Below are 26,010 nucleotides of genomic sequence, written 5' to 3' on the forward strand. Positions count from 1 at the left end.
AACGACGCAACGCGGGGTCACTTACGGTCCATCCCACCACGGTGGATGGGCCGTAAGTGACCCCGCGTTGCGGTTTAAGCGACGGATTAACGCGTTAACGTGCGACGGCGGGCTCCCACCTTGAGGTGGGAGCCCGCCGTCGTTTGTGCGTGCGTGGGTCAGCTTGCCTTGGCCAGGCCCGTGCGGGCCATGGCGTCCGCGTACGCGGTGTGCATCTCTGCCAGGTACTCTTCCTGCCGGGCCGGGGTGCCGGCGAACGCCCGGCCGCTGAGCGAGCGGACCTTGTAGGTCTTCAGGCCGCGGCGCCAGATCATGGGCACTTCGGTCTTGAGCAGCAGGTTGGCCAGGCGGTTGGCCTCGGTGCCGTGGGCGACGATCACGGAGGCGCGGGGAACGAGGGCCAGGAACTTCAGCAGCGGCTTCAGGCCCGCGGAAATCTGGTCCGGCGTGAACTTGCCGTTCGGCTCGCCGGGGACGTGCCACGGGTGGACGTTCCAGGGCATGACGAATTCGGGGCGCAGGCCGAGTTTCCACTGGATGCCCAGCATGCGGGTGGCGGCCTCGTCGTCGCCGGCGGTGATGAAGCCTGACGCGTCAGCGGTGCCGATGTTGGAGTACAGGCTGATGATCCGGCACTCGTCGACGTCGTGCATGGGGTCCACGTAGGGGACAGCGGTGCCAGCTTTGGTTGCCTGGAGGACGTCAAGGAGCTCGTTGACGGGGGCGACGTTAGGTTCGTACCGGCGGCTCAGAAGCTCTTCGCGGAAATTTTCGGTGGCCAGGGCTGTCATATGTTGCTGGGTCTCCTGCGGGATTGGCAAAGCTGCCACACCGGATGCAGGCACGCCGAATACGGGCATGCGGAGCAATGGTGTGGTTTGAAAATGTGGTGTGGACCGATTCCTGGTCGATCCTTATCAGTCTATCAAGCCCCGCGAAATGCGGCGCCGGCCTGGACCCCGCCGGCCCGGTGCTGCTACCAGAGCCGCTGGGTGGCGCGGCGTGCGCCTTCGCCGAGGGCCTCCAGCTTGGCGTACGCGATTTGGGGATGCACCCTGCCGCCCAGGCCGCAATCGGTGGACGCAATCACGTTTTCACGTCCCACGAGCTCGGCGAAGCGCACGATCCGGTCGGCCACGAGATCCGGATGCTCCACGACGTTGGTGGCGTGTGAGACGACGCCGGGGATGATGACCTTCCCCTCGGGAAGCTTCGCATCCTCCCAGACGCGCCATTCGTGCTCGTGCCGGACGTTGGCCGCCTCGAAGGAGTAGCCGCCGGCATTGACCTGCAGGACTGAGTCGACGATGTCCGCGAACGGGATGTCCGTGGTGTGCGGTCCGTGCCAGGAACCCCAACAGACATGCAGCCGGATCTGCTCCTGGGGAAGACCGCGCAGCGCCCAGTTCGTTGCTTCGACCCGGAGTTGGATGAACTTCAGGTAGTCCGCCAGGCTCGGCTCGGGGTTGATCTGGTCCCAGCTCTCGGCCAGGGAGGGGTCGTCGAGCTGGACTGTCAGGCCGGCGTCGATGATGGCCTTGTATTCCTCGCGCATCGCGTCGGCGCAGGCGTAGAGGAGTTCCTCGTCGCTGCCGTAGTACTCGTTGGCCACCCGGGCGCACGAACCGGGCGAGAGGGAGGCGATGAACCCCTCGGCGAGCCCGGCCGCGGCCAGACCGGTCTTGAGGTTGGCAACGTCCGAGGCCACGAGCTCCTGGCCCGTGTACGTCAGCGGCCCGGCGACCTTGGGCTGCGTGACGGCCTTGCGGTGGGCCAGGATCCCGGAGGAGGGGTCGTTGTAGGCATCATCGAACTTCTGCCGGTCCCGGCGGTCCGGGAAGGAGGTCAGGACGATGTGGCCGGGTGAGGAGCGGTGCACCGTGGCGTCGGCCCAGCGGTCCACGTCGGTCGCTTCCAGGCCGCCGAGCCGTGAGAAGGAGTAATTCCACCAGGCACCGTAGTCCACGGAGCTGGACATCGTGTGCCCGTACTCGCCGTCATTGGGGATGTCGATGCCCAGCTCCTTCTGGCGCTGGACGACGTCCACTACCGAGGTTTCGAGCAGGTCCAGGAATTCGGGCGTGATGCCGTCGGTTTCCTTGGCCTCGTTTGCGGCGATCAGCTCCGGCGTGCGGGGCAATGAGCCGGCATGGGTCACACGGATGTGGTCAGTGGTCCGGGGCATGGCGCGGATTCCTTTCGGCCGCTCGGGATTCTCACTCCCACTCAATTCCACCTCGCGCCGTCCCGCAAGTGGTGCCCGCTATGTGTCGGGCCTGAGCTGGTGGATGATGCAGCTACGACGAACGCCAGGAAAAAAGAACGGCTCGTCCGCCGCGGCGGACGCGTGGCCCCCCTCGCGGAAGCCGCCCTGGCGTTCACCACCTAGGCGGCGCGTCCAAGCAAGGACCCAAAGCGATGCCGGGCACCGATTTCGGCTAAACTTGGGTGGTAAGAGCCCCGGAACTCTGGCGTTGGATACGAACACAGCGATAGATTCGGGGCATTCTCATGAACGGCGCTGAACTGCGGTGACCGCCTGGTCACTAAACGCAGTTCGGCCCGAACGAATGGGGGAGGATCCCATGCCAGCAATCGTGATCGTCGGAGCCCAATGGGGCGACGAAGGCAAAGGTAAGGCCACTGACCTGCTTGGCGGCCGCGTCGACTATGTCGTCAAGCCCAACGGCGGCAACAACGCCGGGCACACCGTCGTCGTAGGCGGTGAGAAGTATGAGCTCAAGCTCCTTCCGGCCGGCATCCTGAGCCCGAACGCGATTCCGATCATCGGCAACGGCTGCGTGGTGAACCTGGAAGCCCTGTTCCAGGAGATCGACGGACTGGAGGCCCGCGGCGCGGACACCTCCAAGCTGCGCGTCTCCGCCAACGCGCACCTCGTGGCGCCCTACCACCAGGTCCTGGACAAGGTCACCGAGCGGTTCCTCGGCAGCCGCGCCATCGGCACCACCGGCCGCGGCATCGGCCCGGCCTACATGGACAAGGTGGCCCGCCTCGGCATCCGCGTCCAGGACGTCTTTGACGCCTCGATCCTGCGCCAGAAGGTAGAGGGTTCGCTGCGCCAGAAGAACGAGCTCCTGGTCAAGGTCTACAACCGCCGGGACATCGAGGTGGACGAGATCGTGGAGTACTTCCTGTCCTTCGCCGAGCGCCTCCGCCCGCTGGTCATCGACAGCACCTACGTCCTGAACACCGCCCTGGACGAGGGCAAGGTGGTCCTCATGGAGGGCGGCCAGGCCACCTTCCTGGACGTTGACCACGGCACCTACCCCTTCGTGACGTCCTCGAACCCGACCGCGGGCGGCGCCTCCGTGGGCTCCGGCATCGGCCCCACCCGGATCTCGCGTTCCATCGGCATCATCAAGGCCTACACCACCCGCGTGGGCGCAGGTCCGTTCCCGACGGAACTGTTCGATGAGATGGGCATGTACCTGCAGAAGACCGGCGGCGAGTTCGGCGTCAACACCGGCCGTCCCCGCCGCTGCGGCTGGTACGACGCCGTGCTGGCACGCCACGCCTCCCGGGTCAACGGCTTCACGGACTACTTCGTCACGAAGCTGGACGTGCTGACGGGCATCGAACAGATCCCGGTCTGCGTTGCCTACGACGTCGATGGTGTGCGGCACGACGAAATGCCCATGACCCAGACCGAGTTCCACCACGCCAAGCCGATCTTCGAATACTTCGAAGGCTGGACCGAGGACATCACCGGCGCCCGTACCCTGGAGGACCTGCCGGAGAACGCCCGGAACTACGTTCTGGCCCTGGAAAAGCTCTCGGGCACGCGGTTCTCCGCGATCGGCGTCGGCCCGGACCGCGACCAGACGATCGTGGTCAACGACCTCATCAACGACTGACACTGGCCGGCACCGACTGACGTGTCACCAACCGGCTTACGACGGCGGCGGGTCGCCCTTGCAGGGGCGGCCCGCCGCCGTCGCGGTTAAGGCCGCAGTCACGCCTGGCGCAGGCGGGACCACAACGGTCCTAAGCGGGGTCTTCCGCGGACGTGAACCGCAGCGAGAGCCAGTTCTCCCGGCACGCCCTGGCGGCCGCCTCGGCGTCGCCAAGGCGGGCGAGCCGGATGATTTCAGCGTGCTGAGCCACCGATTCCCGGGCGGCAAAGGAGCCGAAACGCATCCGCTCCACCCGGCGCAGGACGGGGGTGGTTTGTTCCAGGAGTTCCCGGAGCACCGGGTTGCCGCTGACCGTGACAAAGACGGCGTGGAAATCGTCATCGGCCCGCAGTGCCGACTCGACCTCCGCCGCCTGCAGGGCCTGTTCGAAGCGCGCGTTGGCCCCGGCCATGGCGGCGAGGTGCTCCTCCGCCAGGAGCGGGACCGCCAGGCGTGCGGCCAGCTCGTGCAGTCCCGCCACCACCTGCTGCGTGCTGAGCGTCGACGCCGGGTCGCAGGGGGCCACGATGGTCGCCTTGCCCGGCAGCGCAACCACCAGGCCGGCGCGTTCCAGCCGCAGCAGCGCCTCGCGGATGGGTGTCCGGCTCACGCCGAGCCACGCTTCCAGTTCGGCGTCCTTCAGCCGTTCGCCGGGCTCGAAGGTGCCGTCGACGATCGCGTTACGGATCGATTCAAAGACGTTGTCCCGCAGCAGCGGCCGCTTGTGGACTCCGGCGAGCGAGGGTACGGGCATGCAACATATCGTATATCCCTCTTGCCCTTCCGGAGCCCGTATCCGACAATGCAATATATTGCATATTTGCTGTGACCGTTTCCCACCGCGAGCGAAGGACCGACGATGGCCATCACCGATTTCGAACGCTACCCCCTGACGTTTGGCCCGAGCCCCATCCATCCGCTGCCGCGGCTCAGCGCACACCTGGGCGGGGCGCAGATCTGGGCGAAACGCGAGGACGTCAACAGCGGCCTCGCGTTTGGCGGCAACAAGACGCGCAAGCTGGAGTACTTCGTCCCGGAGGCCTTGGCCCAGGGTGCGGACACCCTCGTCTCGATTGGCGGCTACCAGTCCAACCACACCCGCCAGGTCGCGGCGGTGGCCGCGAAGCTCGGTCTCAAAGCACGCCTGGTCCAGGAAAACTGGGTCGACTGGCCCGATCCGTTGTCCGACCGGGTAGGCAACATCCTGCTCTCGCGGATCATGGGCGCCGACGTGCGGCTGGACAGTGCGGGCTTCGACATCGGCATCCGCAGCAGCTGGGAAACCGCCATCGAAGAGGTCAAGGCCGCCGGCGGCAAGCCCTACGCGATCCCGGCCGGCGGGTCAGACCACAGGCTGGGCGGTCTGGGCTTCGCCAACTGGGCCTACGAGGTGGAAGAGCAGGAGCGCGAGCTCGGCATCTTTTTCGACACGATTGTCGTCTGCACCGTCACGGGCTCCACCCACGCCGGGATGATCGCAGGTTTTGCCGGCCAGGACAAACCGCGCCGCGTGATCGGCATCGACGCGTCGGCAACCCTGGCGAAGACCCGTGACCAGGTGGAACGCATCGCCCGGAACACCGCCGAGCTGATCGGCCTGGGCAGGGAACTCCGGGACGAGGAAATCAACGTCATGGAGGGCTGGGCCGGGGACCTCTATGGGATTCCCGTCGATTCCACCCTGGAGGCCATCCGCCTGGGCGCCTCGCTCGAGGCCATGATCACCGACCCCGTCTACGAGGGCAAGTCCCTGGCCGGGCTGATCGACCTTGTGAAAAGCCGGGAAATTCCGGCCGGCAGCAATGTCCTCTACGCCCACCTGGGTGGCCAGGTCGCCCTGAATGCCTACAGCGGGCTCTTCCGGTCCTGACGCGGCGTCGTCGTTAAGCTCCTGCGGCGGCGGGTTCCCTGGCGGGGGCCCACCGTCGTCGTTAAGCCCCTGCAGCGCCGGCTCAAAAAAGAAATCAAGAAATTTCCGATTGGTGCGTAACCTTTCGGGCCCGCCCAGCGATTACTCCTTTGTAAGCGCCGCCGGAGTCTTGGACCCCCCACCAGACCCCGGCTGGCCTTCCACCGTAAGTGCCGGCCGGCGCCTGCCCCCATGGGCGCCGGCCAGCCTTTTCTGGCGAGAGTGGGCTGTCAACTGCCCCCATGAGGCCTCAGCCCGCCTTCAAACCAAAAAAACAAAGGATGTACGTCTGTAATGAAGAGTGTTAGCAAGACCACCAAGATCGCTGTCGGCGCCGCCATTCTGGCAGTCGGAGGTTTCTCCGGCATCGGACTGGCCAATGCCGCTCAGATGTCCGGCACCGAGCAGGCTGAAGTGAGCCACGCTACGCCCGCCACGCCGGCTGTCCCGGCCACGCCTACGCTCCCGGCAAAGCCGGCCGTCCCCGCAGTTCCGGCCGCGCCGTCGACTGACGGCAAGGCCAAGGGCGACGCCGAAGCCGACGTGGACGGCACCGAGGGTGCCGTCGACGGCTCCGCCGACGCACAGGACGGAGCCACCGTCAAGGGCGACGCCAGCGTCAAGGGTGCTGCCGGCGAGGCACGCGCCAACGCCAACATCCACGCCGCAGTTCCGGCGACCCCGGCGACACCGGCCGTCCCCGGTGCCAAGGGCGTTCCGGCAACCCCCGCTATTCCGGCAACCCCGGCTGTTCCGGCCCAGCCGTCGGTCGAGCTGCCCCAGCACGACAAGTAAATTTCGGCTGTTTAGCCTGGACCCGGCACGGGTCTGAAAGCAAGGAGGGAGCCCTCACTTTGGAGGGCTCCGGGGTGCGGCCGCTAGACTTGCGGGGGCCGCACCCCAGCAGTAACGGAAGGACAGCCTCTTGGCACAGCAGCTAAGCGATGACGAATTGTCAGCCGCCTTAGCTGGTGACCCTTCAGGTTTCAGCGCGGTGTACACGGTTATTTCCCCGGCCGTGCTGGGCTACTTCCGGGCCCGGGGCGTGGACGACGCCGAGGCCCTGACCCAGGATGTGTTCGTAGACGTCCTGCCAAAGCTGGCCGGCGTCAGCGGCGGTCACGCAGGTCTGAGGACCTTCATTTTCTCCGTCGCCCACGCGCGGCTGGTCGACTACAGGAGGCGGGCAGAACGCACTCCACATTTGGCCGAATACGATCCCCTGAACGACGCCCGGTACTCGGCATCCGCCGAGGACGAAGCGCTCGGATCCCTGGGCGGTATCTCGGACACCCTCGCGAGGCTCAATGAGGAGCAGCGCGAAGTTCTGGTCCTGCGGATCGTCGCGGACCTTTCCATCGAACAGGTGGCCGGCATCATGGACAAGACGCCGGGTGCCATCAAGCAGCTTCAGCGCCGCGGGCTCAGTGCCCTGCGCGAACTCGTAACCGAAAAGGACCACGCAGCATCATGACCGGCACCCGCGACCCCCAGCAGGATGGCAGCATCCAGGCGATGCTGGGCGATTCCGGCCTCGAATCCGCGGCCGAGCTTCGGAGCGCGCTGGAACAGCTCCGCGCCGTGGTCCCGGATGCCGCTCCCGCGCCCCGCGCCGACCTCGCGGCCCTGCTCGCGGCCGGAACAGCCGGAGCAACCGGTCTTGCCGCCGCCCCTGACACAGCCACGACGACGGCGCTGCCTACCGTCGTGTCCGCGAAGAATGATGCCGATGAATCGCTGCCGGTCGGGGTCACCAGCCTGGCCGAGCGCCGCGGCCGGAAGCGCCGGCTGGCAATCGTCGGTGGCGCCGTCGTGGGTGCCATGACCCTTGGTGCCGGCGCAGTGGCGGCATCCAGCGAGGACTTCCGGCACAGCGTCAGCCACACCGTCGGGGTCATCTTCCAGACTCCGGGCCACGGCGGCGCACCGGCCCCCGAGCATGTCCAGCCCTCGCCGTCCACCATCCCCGCCCTTCCCGCGCCTGTCGCCACGCCGGGTCACGGCGCGCCCGGCACGCCCGGTGCATCGACGCCCAGCAGCTCCAGCGCCCCGGGCGCCCCGGCGGCCGGACACGCGCCCCCCGCCACGCCGCCCGCCGTCGGCCGCGACGGCATCCTGCCGACCCCCGGGCAGCGGCCCGGAGCGCCGGGGCTGCCCGGATCACCCGACCTTCCGGGCGGCGGCGGAAACGCAGGCAAGGATCTGCCGCGCGTTCCGGGCCACATCACGCCAACCCTGCCGGGCGTCGTTCCGACCAAGGCGCCCGGCCAGCCATAAGCCGCCCTTAAAGCACTTTGTTAACCCGGTTGCGCTATCACTTAGGGCTGTTCTGAGCGCTCAGAACGACCCAAAGTGATAGCGCAACGGGTTGGTTGGCGGGGGGTTGGTTCGCGGCGGCTCGAGTTGGGCTGTTCCTGCTGTTTAGGCCAGGACCTGCCGCTTCGAAGAGATGACGCCGGTGTCGAATCCGGCAAGGTGCAGGCCGCCGTGGAACCGGGCATGCTCAATCTTCACGCAGCGGTCCATCACGACGTCGAGTCCGGCGGCCTCGGCCTCCTTGGCAACGTCCTCGTGCCAGGAGCCCAGTTGCAGCCAGAGGGTCTTGGCGCCGGCGGCAATGGCCTCGTCCAGGACGCCGGGCAAGTCGCCGTGCTTGCGGAACACGTCCACAATGTCCGGGCTTTCCGGCAGGTCCGCGAGCGACGGATACGTCGGCTGACCCAGGATTTCCTTCACCACCGGGTTCACGAAATAGACCTTGTACCGGGTGGAGGACTGCAGATAGGTGGCCACGAAATAGCTCGCGCGCGAGGGCTTGTCCGATGCGCCCACAATCGCGATCGACTTCGCCTGCCGCAGCAGGTTCAGGCGCTCCGGCGCCGAGGGGCCGGTCCAGGTCCGTTCTTCAACACTCATCAGTTCGCTCCGATCGTGCAGGCTTCAGCCTCTGCGGATGCATCCGGGGCTGCTGCTTCCGAGGCGGCGTCCAGTGCCTGGTCCAGGTCCCAGAGGATGTCATCGATGTCCTCGAGGCCCACGGAGATGCGGACCAGGTCCTCGGGGACACCTGCCGCCTCGAGCTGTTCGGGGCTCAGTTGCTGGTGGGTGGTGGACCCGGGGTGGATGACCAGGGTCCGGGAGTCGCCCACATTGGCCAGGTGTGAGGCCAGCTGCAGGGACTCGATGAACTTCTGCCCGGCGGCCCGGCCGCCCTTGACGCCGAAGGAGAACACCGAGCCCGGACCCAGCGGCAGGTACTTCTGCGCCCGCTCGAAGTGCGGGTGCGAGGGCAGGCCGGAGAAGTTCACGTAGGCCACGCGCTCGTCCGCTTCGAGCCATTCGGCCACGGCCTGGGCGTTCTTCAGGTGCTCGTCGAGGCGCTGGGGGAGCGTCTCCACGCCCTGCAGCAGCTGGAACGCCGACTGTGGGGACAGTGCGGGTCCGATGTCGCGCAGCTGTTCGCAGCGCAGCTTGGTGAGGAACCCGTACTCGCCGAAGTTCCCCCACCAGGAGACGTTGCCGTAGGAGGCCACGGGCTCGGTCATGGTCGGGAAGTTGCCGTTGCCCCAGTCGAAGCGGCCGCTTTCGACGATCACGCCGCCGAGGGTGGTGCCGTGGCCGCCGAGGAATTTGGTGGCGGAGTGGATCACGATGTCCGCCCCGTGCTCGATCGGCCGCACGAGGTAGGGCGTGCTCAGGGTGGCGTCGACGACGAGCGGGACGCCGGCGTCGTGCGCCACCTTGGCGAGGGCCGCAAGGTCCTGGACCTCCGAGGACGGGTTGGCCACCACCTCCACGAAGATCGCCTTCGTGTTTTCCCGGACTGCGGCGGCGTAGTCCGCCGGGTCGGTGCCGGCGACGAATGTGGTGTCCACGCCGAAGCGGCGCAGCGTGACGTCCAGCTGGGTCACCGTGCCGCCGTAGAGCTGGGAGGCGGCCACGATGTGGTCCCCGGCCTGGGTCAGCGCGGCAAAGGTGATGAACTCCGCCGCCATGCCCGACGACGTCGCCACGGCGCCGATTCCGCCCTCCAGGGAGGCGATGCGCTCCTCGAACGCGGCCACGGTGGGGTTGCCGATCCGGGAATAGATGTTGCCGTATTTCTGCAGCGCGAAGAGGTTCGCGGCGTCCTGGGTGTCCTTGAACACGAAGGAGGTGGTCTGGTAGATCGGCACGGCGCGGGCGCCGTGCTCGGCGTCGGGGGTGCCGCCGGCGTGCAGCGCGCGGGTGCGGAATCCGAACTTGCGGTCAGCCATTACGCGTTCACCAGCTTGCTGGTAGTGCCGGCGTTTGCCGCCGGGGTCCGGGACAGGTCCAGTTCGGTGCCGTTCTTGCGGGCGAGGTCGGCCTCGAGTTCGCGGACGATCGGCAGGATGTCCTGGCCGAACGCGGCGACTTCCTCCTGGAAGTGCAGGTAGCCGGTCAGGAACAGGTTCACGCCGATCTTCTTGTACTCCACGATCCGCTCGGCGATCTGTTCCGGGGTGCCGATCAGCTGGGTCTTGAAGCCGTCGTTGTACTGGACCAGGTCCTCGAAGCTCGAGTCGGCCCACATGCCCTTGCCGTCCTTGGTGGCCGCCCCGGCTTCCTGGACGGCGGCGCGGAACCCCTCGACGGCGGGCTTGTGCGCCTTCTCGACGATCTCGCGGAGCGTGTCGCGGGCTTCTTTCTCGGAATCCCGGGCGATCACGAAGCCGTTGAGGCCAAACTTGGGAGAGGGGAGCGCACCTTCCGTGCCGCGACCGGCGGCACCTGACGCCGCCACGACGCCGGCGATGTTCTCCTTGAACCCGTCGAGGTCCTTGCCGTTGGAGAAGTACCAGTCAGCCACCCGGCCGGCGGTGGCCTGCGCGGCCGTGGAGTTGCCGCCGAAGAAGATCTCCGGGTGCGCCCGGCCCGGCACGTCCACCGGTGCCGGGTTCAGGGTGAAGTCGGTGATGTTGTAGTACTTGCCGGACTGGCTGTAGTCCTGCTCGGTCCAGAGCCCGCGGAGGACCTTGATAAATTCCTCGGTGCGGACGTAGCGCTCGTCGTGTTCGAGCCATTCGAGGCCGAAGTTGGTGAATTCGTCCTTGAGCCAGCCGGAGACGATGTTCACGGCGGCGCGGCCGTTGGAGATGTGGTCCGCGGTGATGATGTACTTCGCCAGCACGCCGGGGTGCCACATGCCCGGATGGACGGCGGAGATCACCTTGAGGCGCTCGGTGGCGGCCAGCAGCGCCAGACTGAACGAGGTGGCCTCGTGCTGTTTGTCCGCACCGTAGGAGGCGGCGTACCGGGTCTGGGTCAGGGCGTATTCGAAGCCGGAGTTCTCCGCGATCCTGGCCAGCTTCTTGTTGTATTCGAAGTCCCAGCCGGTGCGCTGTTCGATGGTGGACACCACCAGGCCGCCGGAGACGTTGGGGACCCAGTAGGCGAACTTGAGCGGTTCGGAAAGACGGGCGACGTTGCTGATCTCAGTCATGGGTGTTCCTTTACTTCCGGGTGGGGCTTGCTGTTGCCAGGATTTCCGCGGCGCGGTCGCGCAGCACATCCTGGATGCCCGCGATGGATGGTTCGTTCTGCAGCGAGGTGGTGTCGCCGAGCGTTGTGCCTTCGAACAGCTGGGTCAGCAGCCGGCGCATGATCTTGCCGCTGCGGGTTTTCGGCACGTCGGGAACGACGACGACGTCCCGCGGCTTGGCGATCGGCCCGATCTGCTTCGCGACGTGCGCCTTCAGCACACCCTGGATGTCGGGGGCGGCCGCCGAATCCTTCAGCACCACGAACGCGACGATCGCGTGGCCGGTCTTTGGGTCCTCGACCGGGCAGACGCCGGCCTCCACCACGTCCGGGTGGGCGACGAGCGCCGATTCGACCTCGATGGTGGAGAGCAGGTGTCCGGAGACGTTGAGGGTGTCGTCCACCCGCCCGAGGATCCAGATGTCGCCGTCGTCGTCATACTTGGCGCCGTCACCGGCGAGGAACCAGCCCTGCTCGGCGTATTGGCGCCAGTACGAATCGAAGTAGCGGCGCGGGTTGCCCCAGACCGTCCGGGCGATCGCCGGGCCGGGGGAGTCCACCACGATGAAACCCTGGACGCCGGGCGGCACCGTGTTGCCGGCGTCGTCCACGATGCGCGTGCTGACGCCGGGCAGCGGGCGGGCCGCGCAGCCGGGCTTGAACGCGGCGTCCGTCGGTGCCGGGGAGAGGATGGTGGCGCCGGTTTCGGACTGCCACCACGTGTCCACCACGGGGGCGGTGCCGGCGCCGATGTTGGTCCGGAACCAGCGCCAGGCCTCGGGGTTGATGGCCTCGCCTACCGTGCCGAGAAGACGGATAGAGGAGAGGTCGTACGTGTCCGGGACGCCGTCCGGGAACCAGCCCATGAGGGAGCGGACCAGGGTGGGCGCGGTGTAATACTGCGTGACCGCGTAGCGTTCGATGATCTCAAAGTGCCGGCCCGGGTGCGGGGTGTTGGGCGTGCCCTCGAAGATGACCTGCGTGGCGCCGTTGGAGAGCGGGCCGTAGAGCTCATAGGTGTGCGCGGTGACCCAGGCGAGGTCGGCCGTGCACCAGTGCACGTCCTCCTCCCGCAGCGCGGGGTCGGGGTTGCTGAACAGGTGCTCGAAGCTCCATGACGCCTGTGTGAGGTAGCCGCCGGAGGTGTGGACCAGGCCCTTGGGCTTGCCGGTGGTGCCGGAGGTGTACATGATGAACAGCGGCGTCTCGGCGTCGAACGCCTCGGCTTCGTGAGTCTCGGAGGCGGTGCCGACGGCGTCGTGCCACCACACATCGCGGCCGGCGGTCATCGGAACGGTGTCCAGTTCGTCCGCGGGAGTGGTCCGGTTGACCACCAGGACGTGTTCGATGGCGTTGTCGCCGGAGACGGCGGCGTCCGCGTTGTCCTTGACCGGCACGGCGGTGCCGCGGCGGAACTGGCCGTCGGTGGTGACCAGGAGCTTGGCGCCGGTGTCCTCCACCCGGAACTTCAGGGCCTCGGCGGAGAATCCGCCGAAGACCAGGGAATGGATGGCACCGATCCGGGCCACCGCGAGGGTGATGATCACGGTTTCGGGGATGACGGGGAGGTAGATGACCACCCGGTCGCCCTTGGTGATACCGAGATCCAGGAGGGCATTGGCGGCTTTGGAGACCTCGCGCTGGAGTTCGGCGTAGGTGACGGCACGGCGGTCGCCGGGCTCGCCCTCAAAGTGCAGGGCCACCTTGTCTCCGCGCCCCGCCGCTACGTGGCGGTCGACGCAGTTGTAGGCGACATTGAGCCTGCCCCCTTCGAACCAGGTGATCTGCGGTCCGGTGCCGGCCTCGACGTCGGCCGGGATCCGGCGGTGCGCGGTGTGCCAGGGCTTGGTTTGCTCCGTCGCGCCGCCGGGCAGGTCCGCCCAGTCGAGGCGGAGAGCCTGGGTTTCCCAGAACGCAACCGTCTCTGCCTGGACAGTTCCCGCGGTCGCGGCGCCGCCGTGCCGGGGAAGGTGGTTTCCGAAGGTGGTGCTGCGGTGACGCGCCGGCCCATCGGCGGGGACGCCGTGCACTGCGCCGTCCGTGGACTCGTTCAGGGACCATCCCGAAGAGCCGCGAGAGGAGCCGGGCGCGTCACGCAGCCCTGCTTCGTTCGCCGTCGCGTCCGAAGTGGTTTGTGGGAATGCCTCGGACGCAGTCCGGGCAAAGGTGGGCAGGGCGGAAGAATTCTCAGGGGTCATTGCTGCACTCCATCGGTCCTGGCAGTAGCACCCTTTGTTGCTCCGGCTCCCTCGAATTTCACCGAAGGAGGGCGGAGCGGTTGCGTGGGAATGGTCGTCTCACGTCACCGGGGGGTTGCTGCGGCGTCATCGATCCAGGTCTCTCGGCCGCTCGGGATGGTCACTACCTACTAGAACTTCAGATGCACGATTCCGCAAAATCGGCGTCCGGGAGCGCCGTAATATTCGTTCACCCGGCGTGGGTCCGACCCAAATCATTCATTTATTCGACAATTGCCCGGAAAGGTCGCAGGAGTAAGGTTGATGCATGGCCCATGTTAACGATCCGGCAGTCATTGACCGCCTCATGCGAACCAAAGGCACGTGGGCGGTGGTCGGCCTCACCACCAACGAATGGCGCTCGGCGTATGAGGTCTCCCTCTATGTCCGGGACCGGATGGGCATGACCATCATTCCGGTCAACCTTCCGGGCGACGACGTCCACGGCGAGAAGGGGTACCGTTCCCTGACTGACATCCCGGCGGAGAAGCACCCGATCGACGTCGTGGACTGCTTCGTCAACTCCCACAGGGTGGGCGCAGTCATAGACGAGGCCATCGCAGTAGGCGCCAAGGCCGTCTGGCTGCAGCTGGGCGTCTTCGACGACGCCGCGACGGACCGGGCCAAGGCCGCCGGGCTGGACGTCGTCGTGAACGCGTGCCCCGCCCGCGAAGGCTGGCGCGTGGGCATCTAACGGCCCGGGAATGACGATCAACAGATCGGGAAGAGTCGGTTACAAAATGTGACCGGCTTTTTCTGTATCCGGCCTCCTGCCGTGTGAGATGGACTCGTAACCATCCCGAGCGGCTGAGAGATCTGGCTCCGTGACGCCGCAGCAACCCCCTCCTTTGAGGACGGTGCTACCGCCAGGACCGATGGAGAACCACTGTGTTCTGAGGCTCCCCGGCTTCGCTCAGCGCTGCCCGGAAGCCAGGACCCAGGGCTTTCCTCGGGCGAGCCCGGAGGAAATCATGAACACGCAGACAGCGGCAGCGCCGCGGCCCCGAGCGGGTGGGGGCCTGTGATCGAGATCCAGAACGTCCGCACGTCATTCGCTTCGGCCGCGGGACCTTTCACGGCCGTCGATGACGTCAGCCTGCACATCAGGCGGGGCACCATCCAGGGCATCATCGGGTTCTCCGGCGCCGGCAAATCCACGCTGCTGCGCAACATCAACCTCCTCGAGCGCCCGACGTCGGGCCGCGTCCTGGTGGACGGCGTGGACCTGGTGACCCTGTCCGACGCCGAGCTCCGGACCAAGCGGCATGACATCGGCATGATTTTCCAGCACTTCAATCTCCTCAACAACCTCACAGCCCAGGAAAATGTGGAGCTGTCCCTGAAGTTCGCCGGCGTCGGGAAGGCGGAACGCCGGCGGCGGGCCGCCGAAACCCTGGAAATCGTGGACCTCGCCGACAAAGCGGGAACGTATCCGGCCAAACTCTCCGGGGGCCAGAAACAGCGGGTGGCGATCGCCCGCGCCCTTGCCACCGGGCCCAAAGTGCTGCTCTGTGACGAGCCGACGTCGGCCGTGGATCCCCGGACGACGTCATCGGTCCTGCAATACCTGGCCGACGTCAACGCCGAATTCGGCATCACAATCGTGGTGGTCACCCACGAGATGAATGTCATCAAGGCCATCGCGGACAACGTCGCGGTCATGGAAGAAGGCCGGGTGGTGGAGCAGTTCGACCTCGCCGAACTCCAGCGCCCCGGTTTCCACCCGGCGACGTCGATCGGCCGCTACCTGGTCTCCGATGAGATCCAGCTGGACCGCTCCGGGAGGGGCACCCACACCACAGCCGCGTCGGAGGGCCTGATCAATGTTTGACCGCATCCTGGAAGTCCTGCCCGAAATCGGCGTCGCCATGGGACAGACCCTCACCATGCTGCTGGTGGCCATCCCGCTGGCGGTGCTGCTCGGGACACCGCTGGGTGTCCTGCTCTACACCATCGGTCCCAACGGGCTCAAGCACAGGCCAAAGCTGCACCGGGTCCTGGACGGGCTGGTCAACCTGCTCCGCTCGTTCCCGTTCCTGATCCTGCTGATCGCGATCATTCCCGTGACCAGGTTCATTGTCGGCACGACCATCGGCACGGCCGCCGTCATTGTCCCGCTGACCCTCAACGCCATTCCGTATTTCGCCCGCTTCGTGGAACAGAACCTGAGCCAGCTCGGCGGCGGAGTGGTCGAAGCGGCACGGTCCATGGGCGCCAGCCGGTCCCAGATCGTCCGGGACGTCCTGATTGTGGAGGCGAAGCCCGGACTCGTCAGCTCCATCACCATCATGACCGTCAGCTTCATCTCCTACTCGGCGATGGCCGGACTGGTGGGCGGCGGCGGAATCGGCGACTTCGCCATCCGGTACGGCTATTACCGCTACGAAACGCCGCTCATGATCACCGCCATTGTCCTGATGATCCTGCTGGTCACCATCGTTCAGCTGGGCGGATCCTATGTTGCCCGGCGCCTGGACAAGCGCCTCTGAGCGCCGGCAGCACCCTCGTCCCACCTCCCACAGCGGAAAGCATCCCATGACTTCAACACCCAGTATCCGTTTCGACGGACCCCGTCCGCGCCTGCTGATCAGCGCCTTCGTGATGAACACGTCCAGCCACATCATGGGCGGCCAGTGGCGGCGCCCGGAAGCCCAGCAGCACCGGTTCAACGAACTCCAGCTCTGGATCGACCTGGCCCGCCAGCTCGAAGACGCCAAGTTTGACGCGATCTTCTTCGCCGACGTCGTCGGTCTCTACGGCGACTACGACGGCGGGTGGGCATCGCTGCTGAAAAAGGGCCTGCAGGTGCCGTCCAACGACCCCCTCATTCTGCTGTCCGCGCTCGCCACGGGAACGCGGGAGATCGGGCTGGCCGCGACGTCGTCGGTGATTCAGAGCCATCCGTTCCAGTTCGCCCGGCAGATGTCCACCCTGGACCATATCAGCGGCGGCCGCGTGGCCTGGAACATCGTCACCAGTGTGCTGGAAAACGCGCACCGGAACTTCAACGCCACCGAGCTGACCAAGCATGACGAACGCTACGACTGGGCGGACGAATACGTCGAGGCCGCCTACAAATTGTGGGAAGGGTCCTGGGAAGACGATGCGCTGCTCCGGGACAAGGCGACCGGAGTCCACGCGGACCCGGAGAAAGTCAGCAAGATCTACCACCGCGGGCCCCGGTACTCGATCGACGGACCCCACCTCGCGGCCCCTTCGCCGCAACGCACCCCGGTGCTTTTCCAGGCCGGGAGCTCCGGCCGCGGCCAGCAGTTCTGCGCCGCCAACGCCGAGGCCACCTTCACCCTCGCGCCGAGCACCGAGGTGGCCGCGAAGTACACTGCGGCCGTCCGGGAACAGGCCGTTGCCGCCGGCCGCCGTCCGGATGACGTGAAGTTCCTCCAGGGTATGCACTTCGTGGTGGGCGGCACCGAAGCCGAGGCGAACCGCAAGGCCGAAGAGCTCGAGGACAGCCTGGACATTGAGGCCCTGCTGGCCCACGTGGGCGGCGGGTTCGGCGTCGACCTCGGCGGCCTGCCGCTGGACACCCCGCTCGGGGACCTTGAAACGGAAGGCAGCCAGGGACATCTCACGGCTATCCGCGCCTCCGTCCGCGGCGGCAACCCCACCCTCCGCGACATTGCGCTCTACCGCAGCCGGGCCAACCGGGTGGTGGGAACGCCGGACCAGATTGCCGACCGTCTCGAGCAGTGGCAGGACGCCGGAATCGACGGCATCAACATCATCAACCAGACCATCCCCGGCTCCTACACCGACTTCATCGACGGTGTGCTGCCGGAACTGCGCAGCCGCGGCCTCGCCCAGACCGGCTACGCGCCGGGAACCCTGCGCGAGAAGCTCTTCCGCGCCGGGCCGCGGCTCAACGGACGCCACCCCGCGGCGGCCTTCCGGGGAGCCTTCACCGAATTCTCCGCGGCGGCCGAAAACCAGCCCGCCAGCGTTACCGCCCAGTCATAGCCCAGCGCGAACCACCACAAAGGACCAAGACCATGCAGCGTAGAAATTTCCTCAAATATGCCCTCGCCGGTGCCGGTGCTGTCTCCGCCGCGGCACTGACCGGCTGCGGCCTCACCAACCCCGGCGGTGCCGGCGCCAGCGGCGGCAAGACGATCAAGATTATCGTCACCGAGTCCGCCCCGTACCAGGAACCGACCAAGCTGGCCCAGAAGCTGCTCGCGGCCCAGGGCTGGACTCTGGAGCCCACATACGTCACGGACATCATCCAGCCCAACCTGGCCGTGGCCAACGGCGAATTCGACGCCAACTTCTTCCAGCACAACGCCTACCTGAAGCAGTTCAACCAGGACAAGGGCCTGGAGAACGTGGGACTGTTCTACGTCTACAGCGCCCCGGGCGGCATCTGGTCTGACAAGTACAAGTCCCTGAACGAGCTCCCGGACGGCGCCAAGATCGGCATTCCCGTGGACCCGGCGAATAACGGCCGTGCCCTGTTCATGCTGCGCGACGCCGGCCTGCTGGAGCTGTCTGACGCCACCGTGATCCACACCTCGCAAAAGAACATCACGGCCAACCCGAAGAAGCTGCAGTTCGTGGAAGTGGACCAGCAGTCCCTCGCCAAGACCCTTCCCGATGTCGACGCCGGTTTCCTGGTCGCCCGGATGGCCGCGGATGCCGGGCACAGCAAGGACGACGCGCTGGCCTTCGAAACGGATGCGGACCAGGTCCCGTTCCGGATCGTGGTTGCCGGGCGGAAGGATTTTGCCGGGTCGGAGAAGGCCGCGGCCCTCAAGGCCGCCTTCCAGTCCCCGGAGGTCAAGGCCTGGTTTGCCAGCTACCAGAAGGGCATCCTGCCCACCCCCTGGGACCAGGATCCCGCCGCCGACGCCGCCAAGCTCTAGCCCGGCCACCAGCAACCAAGGGAACGCATGTCCTACGCACCAGAGACCACAGCCCCCGCAGCACATTCAGCACCATCAGCGCCGTCGGCCGAAGCCGCCTACGAGAGGCTGGCGCAGCGTTTCCGGCCCGTGTTTGCCCGGATCGCGGAGGGCGCGCTGGCCCGCGAGCAGGACAGGGTCCTGCCCTTCGAACAGGTCCGCTGGCTGAACGAGGAAGGCTTCGGTCGGCTGCGGGTGCCCACGGAACACGGGGGCGACGGCATCGGCTTTGAGCCCTTCTTCCGGCTGCTCATCGAACTCGCCGAGGCGGATTCCTCCGTGGCCCACCTCTACCGCTCGCACTTCGCGTTCGTGGAAACCGTCGGCCTGGAATCCGAGGACTTCCGGAACCGCTGGTACCCGAAAGTGGTGGCCGGCGAGATCTTTGGAAACGCCGCCACGGAGAAATCCGGCAATGTCCTCGGCACCACCGGAACCAAGCTGACCCGCCACGGCGGGGACTGGCTCTTGAACGGCAGGAAGTACTACACCACCGGCACCATCTTCGCCGAGTGGATTGCCGTCATGGCCAGCACCGCGGGCGTGGAGGGCCGGCAGTACGCCGTGGTCAGCACCACCCAGCCCGGAGTGGAAATCCTCGACGACTGGGACGGGTTCGGCCAGCAGCTGACCGGCACCGGCACCACGATTTTCCGTGACGCCGTGGTGCCGGACACCAACATCATCCGGCGCTCGGAATCCACCACGCACGAGCCGGCCTTCTTCCAGCTGGTCCTGCTCGCCGTCCTGGCGGGCATCGGCCGGGCGGCGCTGGCCGACGCGAGGGCGCTGGTCCGCGACCGCAAGCGCACCTTCAACACCGGCTCCGGCGAACTGTTCCGCCACGACCCGCTGATCCTGCAGCTCATCGGCCAGCTCTCGGCCAAGGTCTTCGCGGCGGAATCCGTGGTGCTGGCCGCCGCCCGGGAGCTCGACGCCGGCGCGGACCAGAACCTGGATCTCACCCCGGAACAACGCTACGTCCGCGGCGAGATCGCGGTGGAAAAGGCGCAGCTTCTGGTGCCCGAACTCGTCCAGTCCGCGGCCCAGCAGCTCTTCGACGTCACCGGGGCGTCCGCCACGTCGAAGTCGAAATCGCTGGACCGGCACTGGCGCAACGCCAGGACCGTTTCCACCCACAACCCCGCTGTGTTCAAGGCCCGCACCGTGGGCGACTACGAAGTCAACGGCACCACTCCCGAAGGGCTGCACAGCATCGGCGACGCCCGCACCGCCGCGCAGGCAGGGTGAGGCGGGCCGCAGCCGGATAGCCCGCGCAGCCGGGCAGGCCGCAGCCGGATAGGCTCGTGCCATGGACGTTGCCACCCTCCGCGAGATCTGCCTGAGCTTCCCCGGTGCGTTTGAGGATTTTCCTTTCGGCCCGGAGACATCGGTTTTCAAGGTGCGGGCGGGGATCGCCGGCGGCACGAGGCAGGACGCCAAGATGTTCGCGGCATCGGCCATGGACCCGGCCGACTGGTCCGTGAGCCTCAAATGCGAGCCGGCCCTTGCCGAACAGCTGCGGGCCATCCACCCGGAAATCACCGGCGCCTGGCATATGAACAAGACGCACTGGAACGGGGTCCGGCTGGACGGATCGTTGCCGGACGGCATGATCCGGGACATGGTGGAGGATTCCTATGACCTGGTGGTCGCCTCGTTCAGCCGGAAGCAGCGGGAACAGCTGGGCTGGGCGGGACTGGCCAGGGGCGAGGACACATGAGCGGTGATCCTGGTGCCGGCGCGCGGGACGGGCTGAACTATCCGGGCATTGGCTCCACTGAGCATGGCCAGGCTCCGGCAGGCTTTCCCTGCCTGGTGTCCCGGGCGTACCTCGGCGACGGCCCGGCACTGTACCGGAGGGTGGCGCAGGGGATTCTGACCTGGCAGCTGCAGAGACGCTCCGGGCTGCGCGTCCGCACCGACTCCGACGCCGTCGTGCCCGGCGCGCGCGTGGTGAGCGGATTCGGCGTCGGACCCTTCCGGATCAACGCGCCCTGCGAGGTGGTGTGGGTGCGCCGGCCGGTGCCCGGCGACGGGCCGCAACGAGCCGGGTTCGGGTACGGCACCCTGCCCGGTCATCCCGTGCGGGGCGAGGAGGCCTTCGAAGTGGAGATCGACGCCGCCGGCCGGGTGTTCCTGAAAATCACGGCCTTCAGCCGGCCGTCCAACTGGTTCTACGCGGCCGGCCGCGCCCTCACGGGACGGGCACAAAGGCATGTCACTTCCCGCTACATTGGGAGTGCACACGAACTGGCCGCAGGTGAAAGCTGATCAGGAGCAGATGGATGCTGGAACAGAAAACCCTTGACCAATTGTGGAACTTCGACGACCCCGCCGGGTCCGAAGCCCGGTTCCGGGCGGCGGCCGCAGATGAACGCTACGACGCCGACGAACGCGCCGAACTCACCACCCAGCTGGGCCGGGCCATCGGGCTGCAGGGCCGCTACGAGGAAGCCGACGCCCTGCTGGATGCGGTCGATGCCGACGAGCCCACAGTCGCGGTGCGGGTGCTGCTGGAACGCGGCCGGGTGCTCAATTCCAGCGGCCACCCCGAGATGGCCGTGCCGCTGTTTGAACAGGCGGCCGAACTGGCTGACTACCTGGTCGAGGAATTCCTGGCCGTGGACGCGCTGCACATGCTCGCCATTGCCGACTCCGCCCACGCCGAGACCTGGATCCGGAGCGCCCTGGAGTACGCGTCCACGGTTCACGATGAGCGGACCAAACGGTGGGTGGTTTCGCTGCACAACAACCTCGGCTGGACGCTGCATGACGCTGGCCGGTGCACCGAGGCCATGGTGGAGTTCCAGCTCGCCGAACAGTGGGCCGACCGGATCGGCACCCCGCGGCAGCAGGAACTGGCCCGCGAGGCCATCAAGGCCTGTTGACCCGCCAACTGGCCATGTGACCCGGCATTGTCATTCTGGAAGAATGGAACCTCCGGAAAACCAATGAAAGGCTTCAGCCCATGATCTTCATCGTCGTCAAATTCAAGGTCAAGCCGGACTGGTCGGAGCGCTGGCTGGGACTCGTGAACGATTTCACCCAGGCCACCCGCCAGGAGCCCGGCAACCTGTGGTTCGACTGGTCCCGCAGTGTGGAGGACCCCAATGAATTCGTCCTGGTTGAGGCCTTCAAGGATGACGCCGCCGGGGCCCACGTGAACAGCGCCCACTTCAAGCAGGCTATGGCGGACATGCCTCAGGCGCTGGCCGAGACGCCCCGGATCATCAGCCGGCAGCTCGACGGCGACGGCTGGGACCGGATGGGCGAGCTCACCATCTAACCGGCAATGGATACGCTTATGGCATGTGGATCGGCTGGATTGAATTCGACATCCTTCTGGGCGACGTTCACAGCCTGAAGGAGAAACGTTCCATGGTGCGGCCGCTGCTTGCGGAGCTGAAGCGCCGCTTTGATGTCTCCGTGGCCGAGGTCGGGGATCATGAGCAGCACCGGCGCACGCAGTTGGGCGCCGGCTTGGTGGCAGCAGACCGGGCACACGTCGTGGAGGTGCTGACCGGCGTCGAACGCTTCGTGGCGGCCCGGCCCGAACTCGAACTCCTCAGCGCACGGCAACGGGAGCTCCGCAGCGACGATTAAACATCGCGGGGTCACTTAGCGCCCATCCCGAGGGGATTTATGGGCGGTAAGTGACCCCGCGTTGCTTTGAGCGGTGGGGCTTAGCCGAAGTACTTCGGCAGGGTCGCCTCGTGGGCTTCGCGGAGCGCGTCGAGGCTCATGGTCTCGACACCGTTGATCTCCAGCGTGCCGCCCTCGGCGTCCACCACACCGATCCGGACGTGCGCGAAGCCGCGGGCGGTGCACATGTCCGTGAAGCGGATTTCCTCCGAGCGGGGCACAGCGACGACGGCGCGGCCCTGGGTTTCGGAGAACAGCGCCGTGAACAGGTCCACGCCGTCGCGGTCCAGGACGTCCTGCAGGGCGATTCGGGCGCCCACGCCGTAACGCAGGGACGACTCCACGAGGGCCGCGGCGAGGCCGCCTTCGGAGAGGTCGTGGGCGGAATCCACCATGCCGTCGCGGGAGGCGTTGATCAGGATCTGTCCCAGTTCGCGCTCGGCGTCGAGGTCAACCTTCGGCGGCAGGCCGCCCAGGTGTCCGCGCATGTTCGACCATTCCGAACCGTCCAGCTCTGCCGCCGTCGTGCCCAGCAGGTAGATGGCCTGGCCGTCTTCCTTCCAGCCCGACGGCGTGCGGCGGGCGACGTCGTCGAACTTGCCCAGCACTGCCACCACGGGGGAGGGGTGGATGGGGGTGGTCCCGGTCTGGTTGTACAGCGAGACGTTGCCGCCGGTGACCGGGATGCCGAGGACCATGCAGGCGTCGGACAGGCCGCGGATGGCTTCGGCGAGCTGCCACATGACGTCGGGGTCCTCGGGGGAGCCGAAGTTCAGGCAGTCGCTGACGGCCATCGGCACGGCACCTGAGGTGGCGACGTTGCGGTAGGCCTCGGCCAGGGCCAGCTGAGCGCCGTGGTACGGGTCCAGGTAGGTGTAGCGGCCGTTGGCGTCGGTGGCCAGGGCCACGCCGAGGCCGGTTTCCTCGTCCACCCGGACCACGCCGGCGTCGTCCGGGAACGCCATGGCGGTGTTGCCGCCGACGTAGCGGTCGTACTGCTTGGTGATCCAGGACTTGTCGCACATGTTCGGGGAGGCGACGAGCTCGGTGATGGCGGCGGCCAGGTCCGCCGGGGCGGAGGGACGGCCGGCGTCCTGCACGGACCCGGTGAAGGAGTCGGCCTGGACGGCGTCCTGCCATTCGGGGCGGGCATACGGTCGGTCGTAGACCGGGCCGTCGTGGGCCACGGTGCGCGGGTCGACGTCGACAATGACCTCGCCTTCCCACGTGATGATGAGGCGGCCGGTGTCGGTCACCTCGCCCAGCCAGGAGTACTCCACCGCCCACTTGTCCATGACCGCTTCAAACGCGGCGATGTTTTCCGGGGTGACCACGGCCATCATGCGTTCCTGCGACTCGGACATCAGTATTTCGCCCGGGGTCAGGGTGGGGTCGCGGAGCAGCACGGAGGTCAGCTCGACTTCCATGCCGCCGTCGCCGTTCGAGGCAAGCTCGGAGGTGGCGCAGGAAATGCCGGCGGCGCCGAGGTCCTGGATGCCCTCCACCAGGGATCCCTTGAACAGCTCGAGGCAGCACTCGATCAGGACCTTCTCGGCGAACGGGTCGCCCACCTGGACCGCGGGGCGCTTGGACGGCTTGGTGTCATCGAAGGACTCCGAGGCCAGCACGGAGGCGCCGCCGATGCCGTCGCCGCCGGTGCGGGCACCGAACAGCACCACCTTGTTGCCCTTGCCGGAGGCGTTCGCGAGGCGGATGTCCTCGTGGCGCATCACGCCGACGGCCAGCGCGTTCACCAGCGGGTTGCCCTGGTACACGGAGTCGAAGACCATTTCGCCGCCGATGTTGGGCAGGCCCAGCGAGTTGCCGTAGCCGCCGATCCCTGCCACGGCGCCGTGCATGACGCGGGCGGTGTCCGGGTGGTCAATGGCGCCGAAGCGCAGCGGATCCATCACCGCTACCGGGCGGGCGCCCATGGAGATGATGTCGCGGACAATGCCGCCGATGCCGGTTGCGGCGCCCTGGTAGGGCTCCACGAACGACGGCGAGTTGTGGGACTCAATCTTGAACGTCACGGCCCAGCCGTCGCCCAGGTTGGTGACACCGGCGTTTTCGCCGATTCCCACGAGCATGTCCTTCTTCATTTCCTCGGTCACCTTGTCGCCGAACTGGCGCAGGTGGTTTTTCGAGGACTTGTAGGAGCAGTGTTCGCTCCACATCACCGAGTACATGGCCAGTTCCGCGCCGGTGGGGCGGCGGCCCAGGACCTTGACCACCTCGTCGAACTCGTTCTGCTTCAGGCCCAGTTCGGCCCAGGGGAGTTCGGTGTCCGGGGTCTTGGCCGCGTTCTCGACGGTGTCGATGTTGAACTTCCGGGCGGTCTCCGCGGGTGCCGCCACTGCGGGTGTCTCCGTCATTTGTTGTCTCCCACGATCTTGTTCAGGACAGAGGTGAAGAACCCGAGGCCCTCGGTGCCGGAGCCGAGCTCGGGACCGAAGCCGGCCTCCACAGCGTGCTCGGGGTGCGGCATGAGGCCCACCACGTTGCCCGCGGCGTTGGAAATGCCGGCGATGTCGCGCCGAGAGCCGTTCGGGTTGAAGCCGACGTAGCGGAACACAACGCGGCCTTCGGCCTCGAGCGCGTCCAGGGTCTTCTCGTCGGCGATGTACTGGCCGTCCTGGTTCTTCAGCGGCACGGTGATTTCCTGGCCGGCGGCGTAGTCCCCGGTCCAGGCGGTGGTGTTGTTTTCCACGCGCAGGACCTGGTCGCGGCACATGAACTTCAGGTGGTCGTTCTTGATCATGGAACCGGGCAGCAGGTGCGACTCGGTCAGGATCTGGAAGCCGTTGCAGATGCCCAGCACGGGCAGCTTGGCCTCGGAATTGGCGGCGTCGATGATCCTGGACATCAGCGGCGCGAAGCGGGCGATCGCGCCGGCGCGGAGGTAATCGCCGTACGAGAACCCGCCGGGAATCACGACGGCGTCAACGTCACCCAGGGTGGTGTCGGCGTGCCAGAGCTCCACCGGGGTGGCGCCGGCCAGACGGACCGCACGGGCGGCGTCGCGGTCGTCCAGGGTGCCGGGGAAGGTGACGACGCCGATCTTCGCACCCGCGAGCCGGGGGTTGGCGGCGACGGCGACGGCCTCGCCGATCAGGGGGAGTTCAGTCATTTCAGGCCTCAACGACCTCGACGTTGACGACGTCCTCGATGACCGGGTTGGACAGCAGGGTCTCCGCGGCGTCGCGGGCCTGGGCCAGGATCTCCTCGGTCACCTCGCCGTCGACCGTGAGTTCAAAGCGCTTGCCCTGGCGGACAGAGCTGAAAGCGGTGAAGCCCAGCCGGGGCAGAGCACCGACGATGGCCTTCCCCTGCGGGTCCAGAATCTCGGGCTTGGGCATGACGTCGACAACGATCCGGGGCATCCGGTAACTCCTGTGCGTGAGCGTTGGGTAAGGGCGCAGCGGAGTGGTGCCGTCTCACGCCGATCCGCTGTGTGTTGGACTGGTGAATACAGCGTGAAAGGGCGCTCCGCGAGCTTGCATGCCCATTCTACCGGCCACCGTGCGTCCGGCCGTATTCGGGCGGGGAGTGTGAACGCGGCCTCCCCGGCAGGTCCTTGAGCTGGGGAGATGGCGTCGCGGGGGCGGCTGCGCCCTATGGTCGGGGCTGCCGCGGGTCAGTAGGATGTGCGCATGGCTGAGAAACCGAAATCCGTGGTGTTGTCTGTTGTGGCCGTCGCAGTGTTCGCCGGGCTGGGCCGGATGGTTCTGCAGAAGATCAAGGCTGACCGTGCGGCGAAGGCGACCAAGGTGGCCGGCCCCCTGGATGAGAAGACCCGCGCATGGATCAGCGACGTGGTCCGGACTCCCCGAAAATAGGCCGGCGGATCACGAGCGGGCCGGCGGCGGGCCCGAAGATCGTAA

The 26,010-nt window shown here is 67.0% G+C and carries 27 protein-coding genes and 1 riboswitch; of the genes, 17 read left to right on the top strand and 10 right to left on the bottom strand.

From position 1 onward, the window contains the following. Window positions 1–158 precede the first annotated feature (158 nt). Together AC1DFR_RS17885 and AC1DFR_RS17890 are read right to left on the bottom strand one after the other, a co-directional pair. Window positions 159–791, bottom strand: coding sequence for a uracil-DNA glycosylase family protein (locus tag AC1DFR_RS17885; RefSeq protein WP_028277428.1), 633 nt, complete (start codon window positions 789–791; stop codon window positions 159–161). A 185-nt stretch (window positions 792–976) separates the two neighbouring features. Then, a complete protein-coding gene (locus tag AC1DFR_RS17890; RefSeq protein ID WP_476874068.1) occupies window positions 977–2,185 on the bottom strand; it encodes a cobalamin-independent methionine synthase II family protein in 1,209 nt (402 codons plus the stop codon). Window positions 2,186–2,585: 400 nt separating this feature from the next. Here AC1DFR_RS17890 and AC1DFR_RS17895 point away from each other — a divergent pair, with 400 nt between their 5' ends. After that, window positions 2,586–3,875, top strand: coding sequence for an adenylosuccinate synthase (locus AC1DFR_RS17895; protein WP_018776133.1), 1,290 nt, complete (start codon window positions 2,586–2,588; stop codon window positions 3,873–3,875). A 130-nt stretch (window positions 3,876–4,005) separates the two neighbouring features. Here AC1DFR_RS17895 and AC1DFR_RS17900 read toward each other — a convergent pair whose 3' ends face one another. Beyond that, window positions 4,006–4,668 (bottom strand): GntR family transcriptional regulator, encoded by a 663-nt coding sequence (locus AC1DFR_RS17900; protein ID WP_230009254.1) that lies wholly within the window; start codon window positions 4,666–4,668, stop codon window positions 4,006–4,008. Between the two features lie 105 nt (window positions 4,669–4,773). Between AC1DFR_RS17900 and AC1DFR_RS17905 the strand changes: the two genes are divergently transcribed. The 4 genes from AC1DFR_RS17905 to AC1DFR_RS17920 all read left to right on the top strand — a co-directional run bounded on the left by AC1DFR_RS17905 (window position 4,774) and on the right by AC1DFR_RS17920 (window position 8,100). Next, entirely contained in the window at window positions 4,774–5,784 is a 1,011-nt protein-coding gene (locus AC1DFR_RS17905; protein ID WP_476857650.1) for a 1-aminocyclopropane-1-carboxylate deaminase, read from the top strand. 333 nt (window positions 5,785–6,117) lie between these two features. Continuing rightward, window positions 6,118–6,618 (top strand): hypothetical protein, encoded by a 501-nt coding sequence (locus AC1DFR_RS17910; RefSeq protein WP_476874069.1) that lies wholly within the window; start codon window positions 6,118–6,120, stop codon window positions 6,616–6,618. A gap of 130 nt (window positions 6,619–6,748) precedes the next feature. Then, window positions 6,749–7,297, top strand: a complete 549-nt coding sequence (locus AC1DFR_RS17915) for an RNA polymerase sigma factor (RefSeq protein WP_476850495.1) — start codon at window positions 6,749–6,751, stop codon at window positions 7,295–7,297. Beyond that, entirely contained in the window at window positions 7,294–8,100 is an 807-nt protein-coding gene (locus tag AC1DFR_RS17920) for a hypothetical protein (protein WP_476874070.1), read from the top strand. The genes AC1DFR_RS17915 and AC1DFR_RS17920 overlap by 4 nt, the downstream gene beginning before the upstream one ends. A gap of 144 nt (window positions 8,101–8,244) precedes the next feature. Here the strand turns inward: AC1DFR_RS17920 and AC1DFR_RS17925 are convergent, their stop codons facing one another. From AC1DFR_RS17925 to acs, 4 genes are read right to left on the bottom strand one after another with little or no spacing between them, the layout of a single operon-like run. After that, window positions 8,245–8,739, bottom strand: a complete 495-nt coding sequence (locus AC1DFR_RS17925) for a CoA-binding protein (protein WP_230011882.1) — start codon at window positions 8,737–8,739, stop codon at window positions 8,245–8,247. Further along, a complete protein-coding gene (locus AC1DFR_RS17930; protein ID WP_476857653.1) occupies window positions 8,739–10,079 on the bottom strand; it encodes an O-acetylhomoserine aminocarboxypropyltransferase/cysteine synthase family protein in 1,341 nt (446 codons plus the stop codon). The genes AC1DFR_RS17925 and AC1DFR_RS17930 overlap by 1 nt, the downstream gene beginning before the upstream one ends. Then, window positions 10,079–11,287, bottom strand: coding sequence for a dimethylsulfone monooxygenase SfnG (sfnG, locus tag AC1DFR_RS17935; protein WP_476857654.1), 1,209 nt, complete (start codon window positions 11,285–11,287; stop codon window positions 10,079–10,081). The genes AC1DFR_RS17930 and sfnG overlap by 1 nt, the downstream gene beginning before the upstream one ends. 10 nt (window positions 11,288–11,297) lie before the next feature. Then, window positions 11,298–13,523: an acetate--CoA ligase gene (gene acs / locus AC1DFR_RS17940; protein ID WP_476874071.1), complete on the bottom strand. Its 2,226-nt coding sequence runs from the start codon at window positions 13,521–13,523 to the stop codon at window positions 11,298–11,300. A gap of 307 nt (window positions 13,524–13,830) precedes the next feature. Here acs and AC1DFR_RS17945 point away from each other — a divergent pair, with 307 nt between their 5' ends. The 11 genes from AC1DFR_RS17945 to AC1DFR_RS17995 all read left to right on the top strand — a co-directional run bounded on the left by AC1DFR_RS17945 (window position 13,831) and on the right by AC1DFR_RS17995 (window position 22,087). Next, window positions 13,831–14,256 carry a CoA-binding protein gene (locus tag AC1DFR_RS17945; protein WP_223914530.1) on the top strand — a complete coding sequence of 142 codons (426 nt, stop codon included), beginning with the start codon at window positions 13,831–13,833 and terminating at the stop codon, window positions 14,254–14,256. 97 nt (window positions 14,257–14,353) lie between these two features. Next, window positions 14,354–14,444: riboswitch (SAM riboswitch) on the top strand. Window positions 14,445–14,583: 139 nt separating this feature from the next. Beyond that, window positions 14,584–15,393 (top strand): methionine ABC transporter ATP-binding protein, encoded by an 810-nt coding sequence (locus AC1DFR_RS17950; protein WP_476874072.1) that lies wholly within the window; start codon window positions 14,584–14,586, stop codon window positions 15,391–15,393. Continuing rightward, window positions 15,386–16,051: a methionine ABC transporter permease gene (locus tag AC1DFR_RS17955; protein ID WP_018776122.1), complete on the top strand. Its 666-nt coding sequence runs from the start codon at window positions 15,386–15,388 to the stop codon at window positions 16,049–16,051. The genes AC1DFR_RS17950 and AC1DFR_RS17955 overlap by 8 nt, the downstream gene beginning before the upstream one ends. Before the next feature lie 46 nt (window positions 16,052–16,097). Further along, window positions 16,098–17,540: an LLM class flavin-dependent oxidoreductase gene (locus AC1DFR_RS17960; protein WP_476874073.1), complete on the top strand. Its 1,443-nt coding sequence runs from the start codon at window positions 16,098–16,100 to the stop codon at window positions 17,538–17,540. Between the two features lie 32 nt (window positions 17,541–17,572). Continuing rightward, window positions 17,573–18,442, top strand: a complete 870-nt coding sequence (locus AC1DFR_RS17965; protein WP_223914529.1) for a MetQ/NlpA family ABC transporter substrate-binding protein — start codon at window positions 17,573–17,575, stop codon at window positions 18,440–18,442. 27 nt (window positions 18,443–18,469) lie between these two features. After that, window positions 18,470–19,732, top strand: a complete 1,263-nt coding sequence (locus AC1DFR_RS17970; protein WP_476874074.1) for an acyl-CoA dehydrogenase family protein — start codon at window positions 18,470–18,472, stop codon at window positions 19,730–19,732. A gap of 61 nt (window positions 19,733–19,793) precedes the next feature. Then, window positions 19,794–20,204 carry an MmcQ/YjbR family DNA-binding protein gene (locus AC1DFR_RS17975; RefSeq protein WP_476850505.1) on the top strand — a complete coding sequence of 137 codons (411 nt, stop codon included), beginning with the start codon at window positions 19,794–19,796 and terminating at the stop codon, window positions 20,202–20,204. Then, window positions 20,201–20,755 carry a DUF1990 family protein gene (locus AC1DFR_RS17980; protein WP_476860042.1) on the top strand — a complete coding sequence of 185 codons (555 nt, stop codon included), beginning with the start codon at window positions 20,201–20,203 and terminating at the stop codon, window positions 20,753–20,755. The genes AC1DFR_RS17975 and AC1DFR_RS17980 overlap by 4 nt, the downstream gene beginning before the upstream one ends. A gap of 14 nt (window positions 20,756–20,769) precedes the next feature. After that, complete coding sequence (locus AC1DFR_RS17985) at window positions 20,770–21,372, top strand: hypothetical protein (RefSeq protein WP_476874075.1); 603 nt, start codon at window positions 20,770–20,772, stop codon at window positions 21,370–21,372. An 80-nt stretch (window positions 21,373–21,452) separates the two neighbouring features. Continuing rightward, a complete protein-coding gene (locus AC1DFR_RS17990; RefSeq protein WP_079555298.1) occupies window positions 21,453–21,770 on the top strand; it encodes a putative quinol monooxygenase in 318 nt (105 codons plus the stop codon). Window positions 21,771–21,793: 23 nt separating this feature from the next. Continuing rightward, complete coding sequence (locus AC1DFR_RS17995) at window positions 21,794–22,087, top strand: DUF503 domain-containing protein (RefSeq protein ID WP_230010476.1); 294 nt, start codon at window positions 21,794–21,796, stop codon at window positions 22,085–22,087. 80 nt (window positions 22,088–22,167) lie between these two features. Here AC1DFR_RS17995 and purL read toward each other — a convergent pair whose 3' ends face one another. Genes purL through purS form a run of 3 tightly spaced genes read right to left on the bottom strand, consistent with a single transcriptional unit; the run spans window position 22,168 to window position 25,509 of the window. Beyond that, on the bottom strand, window positions 22,168–24,501 hold the full coding sequence (purL, locus tag AC1DFR_RS18000) for a phosphoribosylformylglycinamidine synthase subunit PurL (RefSeq protein WP_243181452.1): 2,334 nt from the start codon (window positions 24,499–24,501) through the stop codon (window positions 22,168–22,170). Then, on the bottom strand, window positions 24,498–25,256 hold the full coding sequence (gene purQ / locus AC1DFR_RS18005; RefSeq protein WP_476874076.1) for a phosphoribosylformylglycinamidine synthase subunit PurQ: 759 nt from the start codon (window positions 25,254–25,256) through the stop codon (window positions 24,498–24,500). Before purQ ends, purL begins: the two co-directional genes overlap by 4 nt. Window position 25,257: 1 nt before the next feature. Beyond that, window positions 25,258–25,509: a phosphoribosylformylglycinamidine synthase subunit PurS gene (purS, locus tag AC1DFR_RS18010; protein ID WP_018776110.1), complete on the bottom strand. Its 252-nt coding sequence runs from the start codon at window positions 25,507–25,509 to the stop codon at window positions 25,258–25,260. Window positions 25,510–25,779: 270 nt separating this feature from the next. Here purS and AC1DFR_RS18015 point away from each other — a divergent pair, with 270 nt between their 5' ends. Continuing rightward, window positions 25,780–25,965, top strand: a complete 186-nt coding sequence (locus tag AC1DFR_RS18015) for a hypothetical protein (protein ID WP_028278002.1) — start codon at window positions 25,780–25,782, stop codon at window positions 25,963–25,965. The last annotated feature ends 45 nt before the right edge of the window (window positions 25,966–26,010 follow it).

It is taken from the genome of Arthrobacter sp. 05T410 (genome assembly GCF_056396505.1).